Genomic DNA, 17950 nt, shown 5'->3' on the forward strand with positions numbered 1-17950 from the left:
TTTGCCAAGTCGATAGCAATTAAATTAGACTGTGTCATGTATGGACTCCTTATTTGGTAAAAGTGTTTTGCAATATCTTTATACCGTACTCTCCCGTTAAGGGGGAGGAGTCCATACATCTCCCACCCGATATGGGTTAGTGCAATAACAACGCTATGCTTTAGGCACAACGAGGGGCAGATCAAACTGCACCATTAAGCCACCTTTTTCGCGATTAAATAGCTTAAGTTGTCCACCGTGGGCAATGGCGACTTCATTACAAATACTCAATCCTACCCCTGTGCCACTGGGTTTAGTAGAAAAGAATGGTAGTACTGCGTTTGCTAGCTTTTCTTCTTCCATTCCTACACCTCTGTCAACAACCACGACTATCAGACGTTGATAATCAACCAGCAGCTTCACGCCTATTTCATCTATCTTAGATCCCGATTCATGGGCGTTTTTAACCAAATTAATCAATACCTGCTCTACCTGTATGGGATCAAAAAAAGCGCACTCTACAGGGAGTGATGCGAGCAAAGTAAAGTCATAAAGCTTACCAACGGTATCAAGTAAGGGCTGCAAGGGTTGCTCTGTAATATTAGGCGCGGGCAACCTCGCAAACTCGCTATATTTAGCGACAAACTCACTCAAGTTTTCGGTGCGGCGATTAATGGTTGCCAGCATTTCAGGCAACAGTTGAATAAGAGCGTGGTTTTGCTCTTCAGCACTGCGCTCAACAATTGTATTTGCGGAGTTAGTCAGTGAAGAAATAGGCGCTAATGAATTATTGAGTTCATGACTGATAAGACGGATGGCATTTTTCCAAAGTCCTACTTCTTGACGGCTCATTTCGCTAGATAGATTTTGACACATAAGCAACACGTGTGGCTGGTGGCTGAGTGTTATGCTCTGCCTTGAAAAGTAATAGCTTTGCTTTTCATCATTGGCTTGAAAGGTCACAAACCCGGATTCTTTTTGTAGCAAAATAGTTTGCAGTTTAGGATCTGCATTTGCGATGGCATGATGAAGCACAAGGCCACTTAACGACTTTTTGTTATTAAGTAATTTTCCTGCTTTATCATTAGCGTATACCACTTGATCAAATTGGTTTAGTAATAAAATAGATACCGGTGACACCTGCAAAATGGTATCAAGTAGTAACTCCCTTTGGCTGGTGGCGTGGCGCTGCTTTTTTAGTGTTGTCGATAAACGATTATATTCCAAAATTAAATCAGACATTTCTATGCTTTCAAAATGCGTAATTTGAACTGAGAAGTCTTGATCTTTAAAACTGCGGATCCCGTCCGTTAAGCAATCTATGATCCGCTGTTGGCGAGAGAAAAAGTAACTGATACCGACAACGCCTACTACCGCCGCAACAAGCAGCCCCACCGGAATTGACAGAGTAATTGGTATTGCAAATGAAGCTGCCAGCCATAAAATAGCCGCAAACACCAATAGTGATACAAATAGGCATGCAGACACCGCTGCTTGAAGAGACACCGTCATTTTAAACCAAACTTCTCCATTCTCCGGTATAGTGCTTGCCGACTTAATCCAAGCTTTCTTGCGGCTTTACTGACTACGCCATCAGCGCTGTCTAATGCAGCTTCGATATCTGCTTGTGTATATTCAAGCGGCTCTTCATGTTGTGGTATTTGAATTGCTAAATGCTCACACTCAATTTCTTGCCCGGGGCTCAGCAACACAGCACGGCCTATGGTGTTTTCAAGCTCCCTGACGTTTCCAGGCCAAGTATGATGCTTTAACTGTTTCATTGCCGTGTTACTCAAACTCTTATTGCTAGGCAAAAAGTGATCCACTAACACGGCAATATCTTCTTTTCGCTCAGATAGTGGCGGCAGTTTCAGCTCAATCATATTGATCCGATAATACAAGTCTTCTCTAAAACTACCCGCGCGAATGGCCTCTGGTAAATTACTGTTGGTGGCACTGATCACCCTAACATTTACCCTTTTCGTAACCGTGCTGCCAACGCGTTCAAACTCACCACTTTGTAAAACCCTTAGTAACTTTTGCTGACCTGTCAAAGACAAGTTGCCGATTTCATCCAAAAACAAGGTGCCTCCATCAGCTGCTTCAAAGCGCCCAGCCCTCGATTTTTGTGCGCCTGTATAAGCACCACTTTCAACCCCAAATAACTCGGCCTCAATGAGGTCCGCCGGAATGGCCCCCGCATTCACTTTAATAAAGGGTTTATGTTTATAGCTGCTATTGGCTTGCACAATTTCTGCAATTTTCTCTTTTCCAGCGCCGTTTGGTCCTGTGATCAGAATTGGTGCATCGGAGTGCGCAACCTGCGTCGCCATTTCAAGCAAGCTCAACATGGCCGGATCGGCAACCACCACACCACACAGGTCGTATTGCGCTTTTAGCTTTTGTAATCTGGTATTGCGCTGATTAGCAGCGCTACTTACTTGCTCTTGTAGTTCTCGCATTTCGAGCAAGTTTTTCACTGAAGTGACGAGTTTATGATCTTTCCAAGGTTTAGCTAAGTAGTCTGCTGCACCATCTTTAATAAGCTCCACCGCCATTTCAAGATTCGTCCAAGCGGTCAGTAAGATGATGGGTAAGTCAGGCTCTAAATCTCGAATGGCTTTATACAGGGCTTTACCTTCCGCGCCGCTGGTAGTGTCTCGGGTAAAGTTCATATCTTGAATAACTAAGTCGAACTGTTTGCTACGAACCTTCTCTAGGCCCAGCTGCGGAGAGGTAACACCTTCACACGGAATATCATTGAGTAACAAAAGGACTTTAATGGCTTGAATTACATCCGGATTATCGTCAATTACCAATACACTCATGAACGCTTTTGATCCTAATTTGTAGATTTAGCCCCTTTCGGGGCTTTGTTGTTTTTATTATTAACTCGATTTAGTTACTTGTGCCGGCGACACTTTCGCAGCTTCTTTGGCAGGCAGGTACACCGCCAATGTACTCACAAGCCAAGTAAAAATAGCGACCCCAACCAATAACGGGATCTCTACCACACTTCGCACGCGAACATTATTCATCAAAAAATAGTAAAGTAAAATCGAGAGACCAAAGCCTAGCACTAAACCGATAAAGACTAAAATTGTATTTTCTTTAATTAAAGACCACATCACTTTGCCTTTAGATGCCCCTAACGCACGAAGTACACCATGATCTTTCTTTCTTAGGCTAACAGAAAAGCTGACAAGTGCTACAATACCAAGCGCGGTGACCACGCATGCTATGATGCTTATACCTGCCATGGTGAGTGCAAAGGTGCTACGGCCATCCCACAAACGTTTTTTTGCTCTGGCAACAAACTCTACTCGCTCAACCATTCGCCCGTTGGTGTGATAAAGTGCCGTTTCAACTTCTTCTAGCACTCGCTCAGACACGCCTTTTTCAACTCTGACTAAATAATTTGCCCGTTGACGGTTACCCCAAATAACCTCAGGTACAACCCCTGAATTGTAGGGTTGTTGATTGTATGTTGCGCCTTCTCCAAGCATTTTACCTTTATAAACACCAACTACTTGATGTGGAATACGTTGTCTTGAAATATACACCGTCTGTCCAAGGGCTGAGTCATCACCAAATAAGGACGTGGCAAGGTCGTCACTTATCATAATAACGCCTGCATTTTTTGTTGCCTCATCACCTTTGATAAATTCGCTGGCATAAAATCTACGCCCCTCAACGAGTTCAAGCCCAAGTACATCTACCCCTTTTTCATCCAAGCCAAAGTAGCCGAACACGCTGTAATCCGTTTCTGGTTGAGTATCTTTAAAAATAGTCCATCCAGGGCCTAAGCTGTTTAATACCAGCTCTCTACCAGCATAAGATGCGGCAACGACCCCCGGCACATTTTCAATCGCTTGAATATCCTTTTCTATAAGTGACTGCACGTCTACGGAGGTATCAAACACACGCGTCGTTACATTGAGAATTTGTTGCTCTTCCAACTTTGAAGGAATTAGCCAGTTTTGCAGCGTTGCATAGCTGATAAACACGGTATTGCTGACAATCATCACGGTGATCGCGATTTGTAGAATGATTAACAGTGCAATACTTTTTTGCTTTAAGATCAGTTTTAAAATATGTTTAATCGCCATACTTACCCCCTTAATTCCGCAGCTGGTGATACACGGCTACTACGGTATACCGGATATAATCCAGATATCCCAACCGCCAAGAAAATGCCTATGGTGGTCAAAAGTGCCAGCTCACCATCAAACTGATAGATTTGACGAACTTGCTCGGCAAATGCCATATAATCTGCCTGATACATACGTAGGTGGAACATCAATTCAAGTCCCGCGAATGCCAATACAAAGCCAAGTGCTACGGACGCAACCGTGAGCATCAAGATCTCTAAAAAGTGAATTTTCATTATTACCCCACGGTTTGCGCCGAGCGCTCGATAAAGGGAAATAAGCTTGCGATTGGCTTGGAATTTGGCGAGCAAAATGCCAACCGTATTCACTAAACAAATACCAAACAGAAAATACGAAAACGTTAGGTAAATGGCTTCCCATGCCAAAAAGCGTTGGATCAAAATATAGAGCTCGCCCATGCTATAAAAATCGGTGAGATTATTATGTTGAAAACGGCCTACCGCTTGCTGATTTGCAATATAGTTATTCAACCAAGTTTTTAGTTCTTCAAGATGTGCCGCCCCCATATCTTTTTGGTACTGGAACCAAACCGTCAAATAACCACATTCAGCACTTTTCAGCATGTCGATATTGCCGCTGCGTGGGTTGGTTGCGGTGTATAAATCGTCGGTTCTACACGATACTTGCCCTGTTCGTGGAAAGTTTTGCGCATAGGCATAATTTAGCGGGATAAAAGCATCGTGATTGTAATTATTACTAAAGCTCAAATCTTGGAAACGACGTTTATAATTACTTAAATCAACCACGCCCACGACTTGTATTTGTTCGCCTTGAACTTGAATAAACTGCCCGACAGAATTCGCCCCACCAAAAAGATGGTCGTTAGCGTTTTTACTTATCACAGCGACCGCTTCACCACTTTGTTGGCTTTGTTCACTCCAAGAAGCTCCGTGGATAAACGGCGCATCTAGTACACTAAACATATCTCTATCTGTACCAGAAGCTTCTACACTAATAGGCCTAACTGAGTTATCCGCCAGCCCCACAATAAACTCTGTGGTGTAGTTAAATGATAGATGCTTGTATGGTAAATCCGCTTGCTTAAGCGCCTCTGCATCTTGATACGTCCAGCGAGGAAATTGGTTAAAATCGACAACGTCTTGGTCACTATCAAAAAAATTCAGACCCGCGGTGTACAAGTAATCACCCTTATGACCAATCACCTCACTGCTGCTTTGTTTTACAATGGCTGACATAGTCAACATCAAGGTGATCCCAACTGCAAGGTTGATCACCATCAGTGCGCTTAGCTTGGGTTTTTGCTTTAATCCCTGCCAAGCTAATAGTATTAGCTCTTTCATCGCTTACTCCTACACTGCCAGTTCGGTTAGCTGAGATTTAGTGATGTCGGTTAGCTCACCATCAAGAATTTGGATATTACGACCCGCTCGTCGAGCCAGCTCATTGTCATGGGTTACCATAATCAATGTGGTGCCCGCCTGATTCACTTCTTGTAATAAATCCATCACTTGTCTTGCCATTAAGCTGTCTAAGTTACCCGTTGGCTCATCCGCAAGTAGGAATCTAGGTTTCCCTGCAAGCGCCCTGGCAATAGCCACACGCTGCTGTTGCCCACCACTTAGTTGTGCAGGATGATGTTTCATTCGGCTTGCAAGCCCAACGAGTTCAAGCGCTTCTTCAATGCGCTTTTTACGCTCACTGGCTTTTATTCCCCTAAAAATAAGGGGGACTTCAACGTTGTCATATAAAGATAAGTCGCTGATAAGATTAAAGCCTTGGAAGATAAAGCCAATTTTTTCGTTTCGTAGCTGTGACAGCTTTTTATCGTTAAGATTGGCAACGTTTTCACCATCTAAAAAATAGTCACCACGCTCAAAACGCTCTAATAAACCCGCAATATTCAAAAAAGTGGTTTTACCCGATCCTGACGGCCCTGTAACCGCAATAAACTCACCCTCTTCAATGGTTAAGTTGACATTACTGAGCGCATGGGTCTCTATGAGATCAGTGCGGTAAATTTTGCTTACTTCATTCATCTTTAACATTATCTATTCCTTCTCATTCTTATTCGATGCGCAAGATGGGGCTACTTCCCGAGTAATACTCGCGCTTTGTTATTGAACGGTTCTAAACTTGAAATCACGATTTCTTGTCCTTCACTCAGGCCCTCGATAATCTCAACTTCAGAAATACTTTTTACACCGAGCTGAATGGGTGTTTGATCAGCCTGCTCACCAACAACCGCATAGGTAAAACGCCCTGCGCCAGTTTCAACAAATGCGCCACGCCTTACTTTGAGCACGTCTTGCTTTTGCGACAGGATAATTCTTGTAGATACCTTTTGGTTTTGACGAAGACCGCTTGGTTGTTCATCAAAACGTACTCGCGCACTAACACGGCCAGCTTCAATTTCAGGGGAAATAGCGACCAGTTTTGCATGATATTGATATTGATTGATAAATACTTCAGCGGCCATGCCGACTCCCAGATTGTCGGCGTAAATTTCTGGTATTTGTGCTTCAACCTCAAGCTCTGAAAGGTCAACCAAGGATATTAGCGCCGCATCTCGCTGTACAAACTGCTTTTGCTGGACATGCACCGTACCAACAATACCGGACAACGGCGATATAATGTTAAGTGCCGCTACCTGACGCTGCACTTCTTCTAAAATATGCTGTTGTCTGGTTAGGCTCAGTTCGCTACTTTTTAGCTCAAACGCGAGTCGCTCTTGCTCAAGCTTTAGCGACTCGATGGCATGCCGCTCTTGTAGTTGCGCACGCTTAAGTTCAACCATTGACTGCTCAAGCTCTAGTTTTGAGATAATTTGCTTTTCGATGCTTTGTTTTGAGCGCGCCATTTCCCGCTCTGCCGCTTCTAAGTCTACTTTCGCCATTTCCATGCGTTGTTCGGTATCGAGTAGCTGCTGTTTAATCGAGATCCGTTGGCGCTCAACTTCCGTTTGTAAACGTTCGAACGTGGCCTCTTCTTGTAGTAAACGATTGGTTAGTTCAGGGCTATCTATACTAAGCAACGATTGCCCAGCTTTGATGGCATCACCGGGTTTAACGTTTAGCGTTACTGTGCCCGATGCGATGGCGTATAAGTCGGGATTATTCGCAGCCAGCGTACGCCCTTCAACACGAATATCTTCGCTGATATCACCTTTCACTACCGTGGCGAGACGGACTTGCTCCCGCGATACCGTCTGTTCTGCAGATAAAATCGTGTTAATGCTTGGCCAAGCACTAGTTAATCCGCCTAAGGTGATGCCAACAGCCAATAACGCAATCACAGGCTTTTTTATGGTTCGCTTTTTTGCGATTTGTTTGTCTTGCGCACTTGTATCTTTAATCATGCTACCTCCTTGCGGACAAGTGAGTGTCCGCGATTATCATGAATAACTAATTACAAGTAGCATGCCATAATTTATATTATTGTTTTATATGGTATTTATGAGATTAAACGGCTTTATTCAAGGAGATTGGACGGACACCGGACAGTTTGCGGACAATAGCAGGACGTAACTAAAACAGGTAGGTCGTGATTTATCACGACACCAGATTTTTGAGGTAACCGCACTCAAAAGATCGCGGGATGAACCCGCTCCTAACTAATGTTGATGCGCGTTTAGCGTTAGGGGTAACCTGCTAACACACAAAAACTATTGGTGCTGGCTCATATCCCACAATTGCTTTAACTCTTCAATAATGGCGGGGTCATCAATGGTAGATGGCACGACAATGTCTTCTCCGTCCACCAGCTGGCGTAGGTTCTTTCTGAGAATTTTACCCGAACGGGTTTTGGGTAAACGCTCAACCACTTTAATGATTTTAAGACAGGCAATCGCGCCGATTTTTTCGCGGATCAGGCTTCTTATCTCCTCGGCAATTGCCGATTCAGTGGTGTTTACGCCATCTTTCAATACCACCATGGCAATGGGTACTTGACCTTTTAACTCGTCTTTACCGGCGAATACCGCGCATTCTGCAATTGCATTGTGACCAGCAACGATTTCTTCCATTTCACCAGTTGACAGTCTATGCCCGGCTACGTTTATTACGTCATCGGTGCGGCCCATAATAAACAGGTAGCCGTCTTCATCAAAATACCCGCCATCGCCAGAGAGGTAATAGCCGGGGTATTGTGATAAGTAACTGCCTTTAAAGCGCGCCGTGTTATTCCAAATAGTGGTTAAACAACCGGGAGGGAGTGGTAATTTCACCGCAACAACACCTTGTTGATTGGCTTCACATGTACTGCCGTCCACATCAAGGATCTCGACTTGATAGCCCGGTGTAGGAACAGTGGCACTGCCCGCCTTTGTAGGCATCAATTCAATCCCAACTGGGTTACACGCAATTGCCCAGCCCGTTTCCGTTTGCCACCAGTGATCAATTACCGGTAGCTTTGTAGTGGACTGTAACCAGTCGTAGGTGGCAGGGTCGAGTCGTTCACCAGCTAAAAATAGCGTTTTTAGACTGCTGGTGTTGTAATTAGCCAAAAGCGCTGCGCTCGGATCTTCTTTTTTAATGGCACGAAATGCCGTCGGTGCACTAAAAAGTGCTGTCACTTGGTATTCTTCTACCACTCGCCAAAACGCCCCTGCATCTGGGGTTTTAATCGGTTTTCCTTCGTATAATACGCTGGTGCAACCATAAATCAACGGGCCATAAACAATATAAGAATGCCCCACAACCCAACCAATGTCAGATGCTGCCCAAAACACTTCTCCGGGCTCCATGCCGTAAACGGTTTTCATACTGTAGTTTAATGCCACAGCGTGACCGCCCTGCTCTCGTACTACTCCTTTGGGCGTGCCTGTGGTGCCAGAGGTATACAAAATATAAAGCGGATGCGTGCTTGGTAACGGCACGGCATCAAAGGATTCAGGCGTGTTTGCCACCACAGTCCAATCTAGGTCTCTTGGCGATGACATCTGTGCTTGGTATGCCTCACGCTGTAACACAATGCAATGCTTCACTTGATGTTTTGCCAACGAAAGCGCCTCGTCCAGCATAGGTTTGTATTCAATGGTGCGGCCTATTTCAATTCCGCAAGAAGCACTGATCACTAGCTTTGGTTTCGCATCATCTATTCTCACCGCAAGCTCATGAGGTGCAAAACCGCCAAACACCACGGAATGAATAGCACCCACGCGCGCACAAGCAAGCATGGAAACGACCGCCTCTGGCACCATGGGCATATAAATTACGACCCTATCCCCTACGCTTACACCAAGTTGATTTAAGCCAGCCGCAAAATGGCTCACTTGAGAGAGCAACTCGCGATAGCTAATTTTGCGTTTGGTACTGGTCACCGGCGAGTCATAAATTAATGCTGTTTGCTCGCCTCGGCCTTGGTGTACGTGATGGTCGAGTGCCAAATAACTGGTATTCATCAAACCATCACTAAACCAATGACTCAACCCCTCTTGGTCTTGGTTATGTCCGATTTTTGGTGGCGTATGCCAATCAAGTCGTGCCGCTTCTTTAAGCCAAAATGCCTCTGGGTCTTGGGAAAATGTTTGATATGCCTGTTGATAGGTTGTTGTTGTCATATTAAGTTACTCAGTTTCGCTGGAACTTAGTAAAGATAGATAAAAAACCGCCAAGTTTTGATGAGACTTTAGTCTTGCGAGGATGATATAGATCAAGGTTGGGGGCGTTAGATATGATTATGTTTGGGTAAGGAGCAGCCTCTAGTACGGGTATTAATGAGCACTTGTTCTTCTAATTCGATATATATGTAATCACAGCGTCCTGAACAATAGCCATGAGAATAGATATGACTATTATTCAGAAATCCACTAGGGCCTATACAACCAAATTTACCTACTGCTCGCTTTCAAGCTTTAGCAGCAGCGCTTTAATATCATCCTTTGCGCCGGTGATATGTTTTTTCAAAAAGTCACAGGCCCCTTTGGTATTTTTATCTCGGCATAGCTCTAATAGCTGGCGGTGTTCCTCTGGTGCGGTTTTAATGCCGCCCGCAAGTAGGATGTGCATGCGCACGTAGCGCTCGGAGTTTTTACTGTACACATCCACCAGTTCGCGAGTTTGTGGGCGCTGTGCTTTGCTGTAGAGTTTGCTGTGAAATTCGGCATTAAGCTTACCTGTTGCCAGCTGTGTATCACCAGCGGCGGTGGCTTCTTCAAGCTCGGCTAAAATGGCTTCGGCTTCGAGCAAGTCGCGTGCGGTCAACTTGTCGATTGAGTGGCGTAACAGCTCAGCTTCTAACAATGCGCGTAGATCAAATATTTCATCGATTTGCTCGGCACTTAAACGTGTGACTGTCGCACCTTTGTGCGCTTCAAAGTTAACTAAGCCTTCGGCTTCTAGTTGCAGGAGTGCTTCTCTAACGGGAATACGGCTTACATTTAACTCATCTGCCAGCGCGGCTTGCCTCAGCGGCTCGCCCGCTTTGATTTCGCCAGTGAGGATTTTTTCACGAATTGCTTCAGCAACTAATTGAGTTCGAGTTTTATGTACAATTGCCATAGTATTTAGTAATTATTGTTTTATGAACTCATTATAAACGTATCTGAGTTCAAATTGCATGTTTGTCGAGTATATAAGTTCGATGTGCGAATTATGTCTGAATAAAAAAGCCCATAGCAGTACTATGGGCTTGGTTTGCTTAACTTTGTATACAAATTGGTCTTACGAATCGTTTGAGCGCTTCTAACCCTACCGATGTTGAACGTACATCGGTTGATGACGGAAACGGCCCACCGTGGTTCATGGTGGCGCACACTTCAACGCCCGTTGGCATTTGCCCGTAAATCAATCGACCTACGCGGTATTGTAACGCCTCTATAATATCTTCGGCTTGATGTAGGTCAGACTCAGTGCCATGAATACTGGCGGTGAGCTGCCCATCTAAGTCTGCGATTAAGTCTTCAAGCTGCGCTAAGTTGTCATAGCTCACCACTAAAGCACTTGGCCCAAAGACTTCTTCTTTAAGCCTTGCATCGGTCGCAAAGCTTTCGCTATCCGTTAGGAACAAGTGGGCGCTTGCGTGAAACGGCTGTGCTAGCTCACCAGCGCTTAATAAGGTTACCTGAGGGTGTGCTTTTAGTGCTGCGATGCTGTTTTGATAAGCTTTTAAAATGCCTGGGGTCAATAAAGTATCTGAAGGCGCTGCACTAATATTTTTCTTAGCTGTCTCGATAAATGTTTGTGAACTACTAGAACTACTACTTGGCACCAACCAAATACCGGGGCTAGTGCAAAATTGACCATTACCCATAAGTAAAGACTGGACAAATTGTGCACCAAGCTCTGCGCCTTGCGACTGTACCTTTTCAGGTAAGACAATTTGCGGATTTACGCTGCCAAGCTCACCGTAAAGCGGGATAGGTTCATGGCGCTTCGCGATGGTATCTTGCAATGCCTTTGCAACGCCAAAGGAGCCTGTAAATCCAACCGCTTTGATAGGCTCGGCTTTCACCAGCCAATGCGCGACATCGTATGCTTTCGCTTGCAGCATTGAAAACACCCCGCTTGGCATATCGCACTTGCTTATTGCTGTGGCGATGGCTTTGGTCATTAGCTCACACGTTGCTGGATGCGCTGGATGTCCTTTATACACCACAGGGCAACCAGCGGCTAACGCAGCTGCAGTATCGCCCCCGAGCGTAGAGAAGGCATACGGGAAGTTTGACGCGCCGAACACCGCAATAACGCCAATAGGAATATGCTTAAGCTGTGTTTTTGGCTTAGGCAGCGGCGTGCGATTTGGGTCGGCTTGCTCTTCTTTATCTAGACTGAACTCTGCTAGGTTATCTCTCAGCGATGCGGCAAATGCGTTTAATTGGTTTACCGTGCGGCCACGCTCGCCCTCAAGCCTAGGCCTTGGCAGGTTAGTTTCTGCCATTGTGGTGGTGATCAGCTCATCACCTAAGGCGAGAATTTCTTGTGCTATGGTTTCTAGAAACTCTGCACGAGCAGTCATCGACGTTTTACGATAAGCCTTAAAAGCTTGCTCCGCTGCATTAACGGCTTCCTCTACTTGTGCTTCACTGGCGTTAAAAAATGCTTGCGTTAACGGTTCATTGGTTGCCGGGCAAAACGCGTAAAACGTTGTTGCCGCTTGTGCGGCTTGCCACGCACCGTTGATGTAGCTCTTTCCTGATAAATTCATTGTTAGCTCCTGTTTTCTTTCAGTCTTAATGGCTAGAGCACCTGAAAACCAAATGCATACGGGTCTTCGTCATCTACAGTGATACGATTACTCCCCGTTTGACGTGCCCAACCTTGAATACTTGGCAGAATTGCGGCTTTTCCCGCGACTTCAGTTGTGCCTTCGACCTTACCGATAAATTGGCTGCCTATGATGCTCTCGTGAACAAAGGTATCGCCATCTTTTAGCAGTCCTTTTGCAAACAACTGTGCCATTCGTGCACTTGTGCCGGTACCACAAGGCGACCTATCAATCGCTTTATCGCCATAAAATACCGCGTTGGCCGCATGACTATCTGGATGTTGTGGCGCGCCTGTCCACAACACGTGGGAGGCACCACACACGGTAGAGTCTTCAGGATGAATTGGATTTATTTGCGCATTAACTGCCGCGCGCACTTTGGGGCTCCACGCCAGTAATTCGGCGGCGCAACTTTGATCCACACCAGCAAATAGACTTTGAGGCTCAACAATAATGTAAAAGTTACCGCCATAGGCAATATCAACGATGAGCTCCCCTAGCCCATCAACATGGACAGGCACCGCTTGGTAAGCCAAAAATGCCGGCACATTGTAGAGCCTTACCCAAGTCACTTTACCTGCTTTCATCTCATAATAAGCATTCACGCGCCCCGCTGGGGTGTCAAGCTTGAGTACCCCCTGTTCCTTTGGAGTAATAAGGCCGCTTTCAAGGCCAAAAGTGACTGTCCCGATAGTGCCATGCCCACACATAGGCAAGCACCCAGAGGTTTCGATAAATAGGATTGCCACATCTCCATCAGCAGTGGTCGGTGGATATAAAAAGGCACCCGACATCATGTCATGGCCTCTAGGCTCAAACATCAGTGCGCGCCTTATCCAATCGTAGTCACGTAAAAAATGCTGGCGCTTTTCACTCATGCTCTCGCCCAAAAGCATTGGATGACCGCTTGTGACCAAGCGCACGGGATTGCCACAGGTGTGGCCATCTATACAATAGTAGGTGCCTAAAATCATACGCTTAGTCCAAGTTATATTGGCTTAAGTCAATTCGATTTGCCATCGCTTCCTCGTACAAACGACTCACATAAGCCTTTTGCTCTTGGGTGAGTGGCAATCTTGGAGAACGAGTCACTTCACTACCACGTCCAGCCAAATGTTCTGCATATTTGATGCACTGTACCAGTGTGGGAATAGTATCTAAGCGTAGCAAAGGTAAAAACCAACGCCACAGCGCGCGCGCTTCCTCATAGCGACCTTGTTCAGCAAGTTTATAAATAGCCACTGACTCGCGTGGGAATACATTGGTCAATCCCGAGATCCAACCCGTCGCACCAAGCATCAGGCTTTCCAGTGCGATATCATCAACACCACCAAATACCACGTAGCGATCGCCAAATGCGCTAAACAGCTCGCTAATACGACGGGTATCTTCCGTTGCTTCTTTTACAGAAACAATATTGGACTCTTCAGCTAAGGTTTTCATGCCTTCAATAGACACATCGACACCGTAGGTCACCGGATTGTTGTAAATCATAATAGGTAATACTGTGCTTCGCGCTACCTGTTGGTAATGATGAATTGCTTCGCGCTCGGTTGAACGGTAAACCATCCCCGGCAATACCATCAGTCCATCTATGCCAAGCGCTTCTGCATCCTTGGCAAACTCGACAGCAAGCGCAGTTGTGGTTTCAGCCACACCACTAAGTAGTGGCACTCTATCACCTACCACTTCTGTTGCCGCTTTTAACACTTGGCGTTTCTCGTCAGCCGTGAGTGAGCAATTTTCACCGACGGTGCCTAATACTATGATGCCATGAACCCCTTCGTTAATCAGGTTATCTATCATCTCTTTGGTAGTATCAAAGTTGATGCTTTCATCATCATGGAATTGAGTGGTTACTGCTGGATATACACCCTGCCAATTTACGTTCATGGTTCTCGCCTTTCATTAGGTTGTTTAGTTATTGTGCTTGCCATCATAGGTATATTGTATACAATAATCAATATTCAAAAGACAGATTTTTTAGCCATCAACTCAAATGACTGGCCTAAATGTCTGTAATATTATGATTTATAAGTGGTAAATTTTTTCTTTTTGGTATTTAAACGAGGCCTGATTGATGTCTATGTGGAAATACAATCTAGGATGGTGAGGTAAATTGTGGAAATACAATCTAGGATGGTGAGGTAAATTGTGGAAAGTAATAATAAAATTGCAGTGATCGGCGCAGGGATCATTGGGATCACCACCGCGCTGCAATTAGCTCGACGAGGCCACGCTGTTACCTTGCTCGATAAAAATCAGCCCGCAGAGGGATGCTCTAAGGGTAATGCGGGGCATTTTGCCACAGAGCAGGTATTCCCTATGGCAGATGCAGCTTTACTAACAAAAGTGCCTGGCATGTTAGTCAATCCGGTGGGGCCTTTGCGAATTGAGAGCACCTCTTTGCTCAAAAATATTCCGTGGTTTGTACGATTCTTAAAGCAAATGAAAAGCAGCTGCTTCCACAAAGGTACAATCGCACTTAGAAGTTTAAATGAACGCGCACTACCCGCATATCAGCGTTTACTTGGTGATAAGTATCATACACTTATATCTAGCAACGGCAGTTTACTGGTATTTGAAGGTGACGAAAGCTCTGCGCGTCAAAGCTATAAAAAATACGCCGAACAAGACATCTCAGTGAGCTTACTTACAGGTGATCAAGCCCGAGAAATGGAGCCGAGCCTATCAAGTACCATTACCTCGGCACTGTATTTTGATAAAGTCGCGCATAGCACAGATCCCTACGCCCTTTGTTTGACGTTATATGAGCAGTTTATACAGCTAAGGGGAGCATTCCAACAAGGCTCAATCGACAATATTACCCACACAGAGCGTGGCTACACACTTCACTCGAATAACCACAAGATGACCTTTAACAAAGTAGTTGTAGCAACGGGTGCTGCAAGTAAAGCGCTCTGTGCGTCATTAGGTTACTCACTGCCCATGATTGCCGAGCGTGGTTATCACAACATGTTGGCAGTGAATAATACGCTTACACGACCTGTCGCATCAAGTGAGCGAGGGTTTATCATGACGCCTATGTCACAAGGTTTGCGACTGGCCGGAACGGTAGAATTTGCTGCACTGGAGAGTAAACCCAACTACAGCCGTGCTCGCGCATTATTGCATCATGCAAGTATATTGTTAAACTCATCGCTGCCACAGCAAAATGATAACTTGTGGGTTGGCTGCCGTCCCTCACTCCCAGATTATTTACCTGTCATCGGACAAGCGCCAAATCATCACAACCTTTATTTTGCACTGGGTCATCAGCACTTAGGATTGACCCAAGCCGCAATTTCAAGTGAATGTATCGCAGATCTTATTGACAACAAGCCCAACGACATCGATCTTACTCCCTTTAGTATTGCTCGATTTAATTAGCTAAGGATCACGAAAATGAAAGGTATTGCATACCAGAGCGCGCAACAGGCGCTAGATAACTTAGAAGATATGACCAAAGGCGTAGCGCCAATTGGCGAAAGCGAGTATTTAGCAAGAATAGAGAAAGCTCAACAATATATGCAGCAGAACAACATTGATGCACTCTATTTAAATGCTGGTACAAATTTAAAATACTTTACTGGTTTACAATGGTACGCCAGTGAGCGTTTGGTCGGTGCTATTTTACCCGCCAATGGACAAGTTCAGTTTATCGTCCCGTTTTTTGAAATTGGCTCTATTAAGGATTATTGGCTGATTGAAGGCCCTATTCATGCTTGGCAAGAAGAAGAATCTCCTTACCAGCTCGTCGCAAACGTACTTAACACACTCAATATTGATAGCACAGGCACGCTCGCCATTGACGAAAGCACTGCGTTTTTTGTTGCTGATGGGATCAGACTCGCGGCACCTGAGCTTTCGCTTATCAATGCAAAGGCAGTAACCGCGCATTGTAGAATGCATAAATCGGCCAATGAAATTGCCCTTATTCAACGTGCAATGGACATGACACTTGCCGTACATAAAGCAACGGCATCTATGCTGTATGACGGGATCACCACAACCGAGGTTGAAGCCTTTATTAATGAAGCGCACAAAAAAGTGGGGGCGCCGGGTAATTATTTTTGTATTGTGCTATTTGGTGTGGCGTCGTCATTCCCACATGGTGTAAAAAATCCACAAACGCTGAAAAAAGGCGATGTGGTTCTCGTCGACACAGGTTGTAAGTTACACGGCTATCTTAGTGATATCACCCGTACTTATGTTTTTGGCGACCCCAGTGAAAAGCAAAAGTCCGTTTGGCAAATCGAGAAGCAAGCGCAAATTGCAGCATTTAATGCAGCCAAAATTGGTGCGCCCTGTGGCGCTGTTGATAAAGCCGCGAGAGAGTATATTGCCAGCAATGGCCTCGGTCCTGATTATCAACTACCAGGTTGCCCACATCGCACTGGGCACGGTATCGGCTTAGATATCCACGAATGGCCTTATTTAGTCAAAGACAACCCTGAACCGCTTGCAGCTGGAATGTGTTTTTCAAATGAACCTATGCTGGTTATTCCTGATGAATTTGGCATTCGCTTGGAAGACCATTTCTATATGACCGACGATGGTCCGCGTTGGTTTACTGAACCTGCACATAGCATAGACAATCCTTTTGGGGTTGAATAACCTTAGCGATGGCTAAATGATGAGATGCTCTGATGAGTAACTCATCATTTATCGTGATTGATTGGAGCACAGGTTAATTGGTATAAACTTAATACCTGCAATTTACTGCGCTTCAACTTATGATAGCAACTACTCCACCACCACCCTATTACGCCGTAATTTTTACCAATATTAAAAATGAAGACGACGAGGGCTACGCCCAAACCGCTTCGCGAATGGTCGAGCTTGCTCAGCTTCAACCCGGGTTTTTAGGATTAGAATCTGCGCGTGAAGAGGTTGGGATCACCGTTTCTTATTGGCGCGACCTAGAATCAATCAAAGCATGGAAAGCCAATGCTGAGCATATTGAGGCACAAAAAAACGGCAATAAAAAATGGTATCAAAGCTATACAACTCGTATTGCCAAGGTAGAGCGTGAATATAGTCTTTGAGCTAGCGCTTAGTTGTAGTCGATTGCGCTTTGTTTACTCGCGACTTTAACCGTGATAACCCTTGAGGTGTAACGCCCAAATAATTAGCCAGATCATAATTTGCTAAACCATTAATCCAATGCGGACGTTCATCACGCAAAAAGCAATATCTTTGCTCCAGCGTATTTAGTAATAGAAAAGCTTCTTTTGCTTCTTTAAATAGCAACTGCTGTTCTAATAATTTTAATTTAAGTGCGCGAAGATTATCTTGTTCTAATTCGGCTAGCGGAACGAGTACTATCTTTGCATCATCCAATGCAGAGATTTGATAGAAGCTGGGAGATTTTTGGATCCATTCAGCAAATAAAATACAAAGTTCACCAGCAAAATAGAACTCCTTATGTCTTAGCTCCCCTGTTTCATTTACAACCGATGACACAAGCTTGCCAGAGTGGATAAAAAAGCCATGACGTTGCACTTGCCCTTGTTGCAATAATATTTCATTGCGGCAGCAGCGCTTAGTGTCGAACGTTGGGTTTTGCTGAGTAAGTGTTAATAATTCATTTTTTGTGGCTTCACAAAGCTGACCGAGTTTATGAAAAGGCATAA

15 protein-coding genes are annotated in these 17950 nt (G+C 45.0%); 3 read left to right on the forward strand and 12 right to left on the reverse strand.

From position 1 onward, the window contains the following. Nucleotides 1-153: 153 nt before the first annotated feature. From MHN30_RS10150 to MHN30_RS10200, 11 genes are all read right to left on the reverse strand, one after another. Nucleotides 154-1491: an ATP-binding protein gene (locus tag MHN30_RS10150; protein WP_239359464.1), complete on the reverse strand. Its 1338-nt coding sequence runs from the start codon at nucleotides 1489-1491 to the stop codon at nucleotides 154-156. Next, entirely contained in the window at nucleotides 1488-2807 is a 1320-nt protein-coding gene (locus MHN30_RS10155) for a sigma-54 dependent transcriptional regulator (protein ID WP_239359466.1), read from the reverse strand. The genes MHN30_RS10150 and MHN30_RS10155 overlap by 4 nt, the downstream gene beginning before the upstream one ends. 60 nt (nucleotides 2808-2867) lie before the next feature. After that, complete coding sequence (locus MHN30_RS10160; protein WP_239359468.1) at nucleotides 2868-4088, reverse strand: FtsX-like permease family protein; 1221 nt, start codon at nucleotides 4086-4088, stop codon at nucleotides 2868-2870. A 2-nt stretch (nucleotides 4089-4090) separates the two neighbouring features. Beyond that, nucleotides 4091-5452 (reverse strand): ABC transporter permease, encoded by a 1362-nt coding sequence (locus MHN30_RS10165; protein ID WP_239359470.1) that lies wholly within the window; start codon nucleotides 5450-5452, stop codon nucleotides 4091-4093. A 9-nt stretch (nucleotides 5453-5461) separates the two neighbouring features. Next, nucleotides 5462-6157: an ABC transporter ATP-binding protein gene (locus MHN30_RS10170; protein ID WP_010604884.1), complete on the reverse strand. Its 696-nt coding sequence runs from the start codon at nucleotides 6155-6157 to the stop codon at nucleotides 5462-5464. Nucleotides 6158-6198: 41 nt separating this feature from the next. After that, a complete protein-coding gene (locus MHN30_RS10175; RefSeq protein ID WP_239359472.1) occupies nucleotides 6199-7467 on the reverse strand; it encodes an efflux RND transporter periplasmic adaptor subunit in 1269 nt (422 codons plus the stop codon). A gap of 306 nt (nucleotides 7468-7773) precedes the next feature. Then, complete coding sequence (locus tag MHN30_RS10180; protein ID WP_239359474.1) at nucleotides 7774-9669, reverse strand: propionyl-CoA synthetase; 1896 nt, start codon at nucleotides 9667-9669, stop codon at nucleotides 7774-7776. Nucleotides 9670-9943: 274 nt separating this feature from the next. Beyond that, nucleotides 9944-10609 (reverse strand): GntR family transcriptional regulator, encoded by a 666-nt coding sequence (locus MHN30_RS10185; RefSeq protein WP_039495756.1) that lies wholly within the window; start codon nucleotides 10607-10609, stop codon nucleotides 9944-9946. Nucleotides 10610-10748: 139 nt separating this feature from the next. After that, entirely contained in the window at nucleotides 10749-12254 is a 1506-nt protein-coding gene (locus MHN30_RS10190; RefSeq protein WP_239359476.1) for an aldehyde dehydrogenase (NADP(+)), read from the reverse strand. A 32-nt stretch (nucleotides 12255-12286) separates the two neighbouring features. Continuing rightward, nucleotides 12287-13288 carry a 4-hydroxyproline epimerase gene (locus MHN30_RS10195; RefSeq protein ID WP_239359478.1) on the reverse strand — a complete coding sequence of 334 codons (1002 nt, stop codon included), beginning with the start codon at nucleotides 13286-13288 and terminating at the stop codon, nucleotides 12287-12289. A gap of 4 nt (nucleotides 13289-13292) precedes the next feature. Continuing rightward, nucleotides 13293-14207 carry a dihydrodipicolinate synthase family protein gene (locus tag MHN30_RS10200; RefSeq protein ID WP_239359479.1) on the reverse strand — a complete coding sequence of 305 codons (915 nt, stop codon included), beginning with the start codon at nucleotides 14205-14207 and terminating at the stop codon, nucleotides 13293-13295. Nucleotides 14208-14468: 261 nt separating this feature from the next. On the opposite strand from MHN30_RS10200, the gene MHN30_RS10205 reads away from it, so the two are divergent. The 3 genes from MHN30_RS10205 (at nucleotide 14469) to MHN30_RS10215 (ending at nucleotide 17362) form a co-directional block, all read left to right on the forward strand. Next, nucleotides 14469-15704 carry an FAD-dependent oxidoreductase gene (locus tag MHN30_RS10205; RefSeq protein WP_239359481.1) on the forward strand — a complete coding sequence of 412 codons (1236 nt, stop codon included), beginning with the start codon at nucleotides 14469-14471 and terminating at the stop codon, nucleotides 15702-15704. Between the two features lie 15 nt (nucleotides 15705-15719). After that, the gene (locus tag MHN30_RS10210; protein ID WP_069019090.1) at nucleotides 15720-16931 is read left to right on the forward strand and encodes a Xaa-Pro peptidase family protein; all 1212 of its coding nucleotides are present in this window, start codon (nucleotides 15720-15722) and stop codon (nucleotides 16929-16931) included. Between the two features lie 119 nt (nucleotides 16932-17050). Continuing rightward, nucleotides 17051-17362 carry an antibiotic biosynthesis monooxygenase gene (locus MHN30_RS10215; RefSeq protein WP_010604654.1) on the forward strand — a complete coding sequence of 104 codons (312 nt, stop codon included), beginning with the start codon at nucleotides 17051-17053 and terminating at the stop codon, nucleotides 17360-17362. Nucleotide 17363: 1 nt separating this feature from the next. On the opposite strand, the gene MHN30_RS10220 is transcribed toward MHN30_RS10215, so the two are convergent. Further along, a complete protein-coding gene (locus tag MHN30_RS10220) occupies nucleotides 17364-17948 on the reverse strand; it encodes a Crp/Fnr family transcriptional regulator (protein WP_239359483.1) in 585 nt (194 codons plus the stop codon). Between the last annotated feature and the right edge of the window lie 2 nt (nucleotides 17949-17950).

Origin of the sequence: Pseudoalteromonas sp. OF7H-1 (assembly GCF_022347825.1) — a bacterium.
Taxonomy (GTDB): domain Bacteria; phylum Pseudomonadota; class Gammaproteobacteria; order Enterobacterales; family Alteromonadaceae; genus Pseudoalteromonas; species Pseudoalteromonas maricaloris.

What these genes read in the sequence shown, in the direction of transcription:
- MHN30_RS10210 (WP_069019090.1), top strand. Translation starts at nt 15,720, where the DNA reads ATGAAAGGTATTGCATACCAGAGCGCGCAACAGGCGCTAGATAACTTA.
- MHN30_RS10190 (WP_239359476.1), bottom strand. Translation starts at nt 12,254, where the DNA reads ATGAATTTATCAGGAAAGAGCTACATCAACGGTGCGTGGCAAGCCGCA.
- MHN30_RS10195 (WP_239359478.1), bottom strand. Translation starts at nt 13,288, where the DNA reads ATGATTTTAGGCACCTACTATTGTATAGATGGCCACACCTGTGGCAAT.
- MHN30_RS10185 (WP_039495756.1), bottom strand. Translation starts at nt 10,609, where the DNA reads ATGGCAATTGTACATAAAACTCGAACTCAATTAGTTGCTGAAGCAATT.
- MHN30_RS10160 (WP_239359468.1), bottom strand. Translation starts at nt 4,088, where the DNA reads ATGGCGATTAAACATATTTTAAAACTGATCTTAAAGCAAAAAAGTATT.
- MHN30_RS10155 (WP_239359466.1), bottom strand. Translation starts at nt 2,807, where the DNA reads ATGAGTGTATTGGTAATTGACGATAATCCGGATGTAATTCAAGCCATT.
- MHN30_RS10215 (WP_010604654.1), top strand. Translation starts at nt 17,051, where the DNA reads ATGATAGCAACTACTCCACCACCACCCTATTACGCCGTAATTTTTACC.
- MHN30_RS10180 (WP_239359474.1), bottom strand. Translation starts at nt 9,669, where the DNA reads ATGACAACAACAACCTATCAACAGGCATATCAAACATTTTCCCAAGAC.
- MHN30_RS10220 (WP_239359483.1), bottom strand. Translation starts at nt 17,948, where the DNA reads ATGCCTTTTCATAAACTCGGTCAGCTTTGTGAAGCCACAAAAAATGAA.
- MHN30_RS10170 (WP_010604884.1), bottom strand. Translation starts at nt 6,157, where the DNA reads ATGTTAAAGATGAATGAAGTAAGCAAAATTTACCGCACTGATCTCATA.
- MHN30_RS10175 (WP_239359472.1), bottom strand. Translation starts at nt 7,467, where the DNA reads ATGATTAAAGATACAAGTGCGCAAGACAAACAAATCGCAAAAAAGCGA.
- MHN30_RS10165 (WP_239359470.1), bottom strand. Translation starts at nt 5,452, where the DNA reads ATGAAAGAGCTAATACTATTAGCTTGGCAGGGATTAAAGCAAAAACCC.
- MHN30_RS10200 (WP_239359479.1), bottom strand. Translation starts at nt 14,207, where the DNA reads ATGAACGTAAATTGGCAGGGTGTATATCCAGCAGTAACCACTCAATTC.
- MHN30_RS10150 (WP_239359464.1), bottom strand. Translation starts at nt 1,491, where the DNA reads ATGACGGTGTCTCTTCAAGCAGCGGTGTCTGCATGCCTATTTGTATCA.